The organism is Exiguobacterium sp. 8A (assembly GCF_902506275.1).
Taxonomy (GTDB): Bacteria; Bacillota; Bacilli; order Exiguobacteriales; family Exiguobacteriaceae; genus Exiguobacterium; species Exiguobacterium profundum.
The window spans coordinates 1-3,514 of record NZ_LR733658.1; the positions used below are offsets into that span (position 1 = coordinate 1).

The window sequence follows — 3,514 nt, forward strand, 5'->3', positions numbered from 1 at the left end:
TGAACATCACTACCTTCGTAAAAACCGATATAGGGACCACTTTTATCATTGTTTGGCAGTCCTTGTATTTGCGCAACTACTTCGCTATTCCGTATCACATCAAACCATTCTCCATGTTGTCTCATAAGACGATTAAAAAATGCTTGCGCACTCACAAAATTCCTCCCTTGATTTTTTTCACATCATTTTTTTGATGTATATACCAAAAAAAATTAATTAAAAAGATAAATATCTTCAATTTGGCTTGCTATGCTCGCCCTTTTGTCCCCTTTCTTCGAAAAGTCAATTTGTTCATGGTGCATGATGTTAATGAGCAGTCGATTAAGGAACTTAATCCCTCTTGGGTCACCTTCTTCTAGACCACCATGTACATTCTTCGATCTTTTTTTATACATTTTCCTAAAATCCTCAAAAATATCCCATTTGGTTTTCCCTTCAAATGAAGGGTCTCCTTGTAAGATGTTGGCTGCGTACAGTGCCATCCTATAGCTCAATTCCCCCTGGTTTCCATTTAGCAGTGACTCAATCCCGATAACAGCGTCAAGGAATCCGTCCTTTGAGTATCGATCCATGAGCGATCGCGTTCTTCGAAGAAAAGCATTTTCCAGTTGTTTAACAGGCTCTGACTTATCCTTTTTCATATCAGCGAATACATTCAAATAGGTGTGTTCCAATCCCTTTAGTGATTCACTCGTGATTTCTAGCATGTCTTCTGGCTCTACCCAGTGTTTTCTTACATTACAGAGTTCAATGATAAACGATTGGTCTAAAGTCATCGGTTGCCACCTTGTTACCGGAGTAGCACCCATATTGAAAGGGAATCCCTCCACCACATAATATGCGTCCTTCACGACAAGAAGATTGTGCTCCAATTCTAGGGACATCAAATTGACAAATGAATTCAGTTGTTTGAAATGTTCAGCATAAACCTCAATTATTCTATTTTCAATCTCGAGTACATTCATTCCATTTATATTGATTTCAGCTATAATCTCAAATGTCATGTTTGAATTTAGAAGCTCCGAATCGTTATAGTACATATCTCGTCCATACCCATCATCAAAATAGTTCGACACTCTTCCCTCATGCTCGATAGGGTCTAAATTCCTGAACTTCAACTGTGGATTCAATTGAATCCCCTTTTCACTATATGCATCTCCTTGCCAGACGCAGCCCTCCAAGGGGATCAATATATTCACAGTTATCTTTTTAGCCAACAAAAATTTGATGTGTTTTCTGTATATTTTAGAGAGTATCTCATCATTGTTCCTTTTAAATATAAAACTTTCCCACCCGCCTACTGACTCCATATATTCTTGAAGAATCGAGAAATAAAAAGAAAACAAACAAAAATCAATTGCCTCTGTATCATCTTCTAGCATAGTGAAACGATGACCACCATATTGATCTACAAATTTTTTCGCCGCCTCATTTTTTCCAGTCATAGCGTTATATAGTTCGAATGGTTCAATCACATCGGACATTTTCTGCAACCTATCCAGCAGACGAGTTTTCTCGGGCAACCCTTCCGTTTCCTGTGGTTGCGGAAGCCATGAAAGTTTTAATTGTTCTTTCAAAGTGCTCAACAATTCAATCAATGTTGAATAGATGTGGTCGTCTGGCTGAATTGTGGGTTTGTATTTCACGACTGAATTTCCACCTTTCTGACTTTGCTGTAAACTCCGTAACAACATCTAGATTATTTCGTTCGATGTGTTCATCACTATCATACCAATAAGCGTAACAACATTCCCAAATCACTCTGTTCCGACGAACGCGATCGCGTCGAACGCTACCTGGACGACCCCGTCCCGCTCGTTGGCCAACTCGACGACACGGTCCATGTAATCGACCCGATGCACGAACCCATGGAACTGGCGCATCTCCCCGTCCGTCACATACCGCACCGTCACCCGGTCACCGGAGAAGATTGCGTCGTTCAGCACACGCTCGTACGCGTCCAACAGTTGGTCGTCGATATCCGGCATCTCGATCTTCTGCACTTCCCGATAATATTTGATGAGGAGTGCCTTGTGTTCCGGCATCAGGAACGGGACCCATTTCTTCTCGCCCCGGTCGACATATCTCGTCATGGTCCATCTCCACCTTTCCCAAGCAATTATAAGAACGTTTGTTCTTATTTTATACCCTCATTTTCGCGTTGTACACAAAAAAAGGGGCGCCGGTCGGCACCCCCTCGTCCTCGTCAAGGTATCGTTTGTTCTGTTCGGACGTTGACCCTGCTTCTGTCGATGTTCCCGAGCGCCATCACCACATAGCCGGCCCGTTGGGCGAACGTCGACGTATACGTCACGCGTCGGCACAATGCCCGGCCGGTGTACGCTTGTTCGGTCGGGTCGTACTCACGCAAGGTCAGGACATCGCCGGACTTGTATCCGCGATCGTCCTGACGAATCTCGAACGTTTTCAGGCCGGCCTCGACCGCGTCAAAATATTCCGGCCAAATCTTCAGCTCATGTACCATACATTCCCCTCCCCTTTTTTTCACATCTCCGCCAATTGGTCTACTGGCACAATCATACCGTGCTCATCGTAATCAGCAACCTTAAAGAATACAGTTCCCGATTCTAGAACCTTGTCGAAGTCGCGATCCAATTTGACAGTTTCCGTGTCATGCACGTCCCTCGTTTGCTTGTCTGTCACCTTGCAATACAGATACATCCCGTCCCACCCTAACTCTTGAATCAGCCACGTCGGAACGATCATCATCTCGTAGCGCTCGTCTTTGATCGGTTCACCAATCTTGTCTGGATGTGGCGTCAGGTACCACTGATGCTCACAAAAATCATATGCGTTTTCCGATTCTGGATATGGCGTTGAATGAAAGATCATGTCCACGTATGGCGAATCAGGATGATGGTTCCGAATCGCAAACTTCAACATCCACATCCTAAATTTCTTGCTATCAGTTAATTTCATGTCTTCGCCCTGCTCGTCAATACACACAATAGACACTCTCCTTTTTTGTACGCGAAAGGGGCCGACATGTGCCGGCCCGCTCGTCAGATGTTCGGTTTCGTTCCGGACCGCATGCTTTGATCCTGGCTTTCTTCTGTCTCCGGCACAACGCTGGATCGCGCCTGTTCCCGGAGCACCTCGAGGAACTGCCCGTCGAGGCTGAACTGTTCCATGTCCCGCCGTCGGGCCGGTTCTCTGTACGTGGATGTTCGCCCCATTCTCCACAGTTCCTCCAGCCACCAGCCGTCTTTCTCTTTTCGGTTCATCCGATCTCCCCCTTTCCCCTCCACATGGTTGTCGGGACGTGTCCTCGATAGGATGACGCGGTCGCCCGTTCCTGTGCTATGATTGGGTTGGGAAGCGCGTCAGTCGGCGAACCGCGGTAACGGCCGCGCCAACGGGTCGATTGCTTGTCGGATCAGGCGATGCTGTCGGTCTGTGACGTTCAACATACCCCCTGGTATCGGTTTCCCATTTTCGAGGCGATTCGCGTATAGGGCGAACGCCTCTTTTGTTTTCATCCCGAGCCGACGCT

At 46.2% G+C, this 3,514-nt stretch carries 5 protein-coding genes; all 5 read right to left on the reverse strand.

Annotated elements, in window-relative coordinates:
* Positions 1-212 precede the first annotated feature (212 nt).
* Complete coding sequence (locus tag GVY42_RS15515) at positions 213-1,646, reverse strand: HEPN domain-containing protein (protein WP_159563752.1); 1,434 nt, start codon at positions 1,644-1,646, stop codon at positions 213-215.
* A 111-nt stretch (positions 1,647-1,757) separates the two neighbouring features.
* Positions 1,758-2,093: a YolD-like family protein gene (locus tag GVY42_RS15520; RefSeq protein ID WP_159563751.1), complete on the reverse strand. Its 336-nt coding sequence runs from the start codon at positions 2,091-2,093 to the stop codon at positions 1,758-1,760.
* Positions 2,094-2,206: 113 nt separating this feature from the next.
* Entirely contained in the window at positions 2,207-2,485 is a 279-nt protein-coding gene (locus tag GVY42_RS15525) for an ASCH/PUA domain-containing protein (RefSeq protein WP_159563753.1), read from the reverse strand.
* 20 nt (positions 2,486-2,505) lie between these two features.
* Positions 2,506-2,940, reverse strand: coding sequence for a hypothetical protein (locus GVY42_RS15530; protein ID WP_159563750.1), 435 nt, complete (start codon positions 2,938-2,940; stop codon positions 2,506-2,508).
* Between the two features lie 83 nt (positions 2,941-3,023).
* Complete coding sequence (locus GVY42_RS15535) at positions 3,024-3,245, reverse strand: hypothetical protein (protein WP_159565631.1); 222 nt, start codon at positions 3,243-3,245, stop codon at positions 3,024-3,026.
* Between the last annotated feature and the right edge of the window lie 269 nt (positions 3,246-3,514).

What these genes read in the sequence shown, in the direction of transcription:
- GVY42_RS15520 (WP_159563751.1), bottom strand. Translation starts at nt 2,093, where the DNA reads ATGACGAGATATGTCGACCGGGGCGAGAAGAAATGGGTCCCGTTCCTG.
- GVY42_RS15525 (WP_159563753.1), bottom strand. Translation starts at nt 2,485, where the DNA reads ATGGTACATGAGCTGAAGATTTGGCCGGAATATTTTGACGCGGTCGAG.
- GVY42_RS15530 (WP_159563750.1), bottom strand. Translation starts at nt 2,940, where the DNA reads ATGAAATTAACTGATAGCAAGAAATTTAGGATGTGGATGTTGAAGTTT.
- GVY42_RS15535 (WP_159565631.1), bottom strand. Translation starts at nt 3,245, where the DNA reads ATGAACCGAAAAGAGAAAGACGGCTGGTGGCTGGAGGAACTGTGGAGA.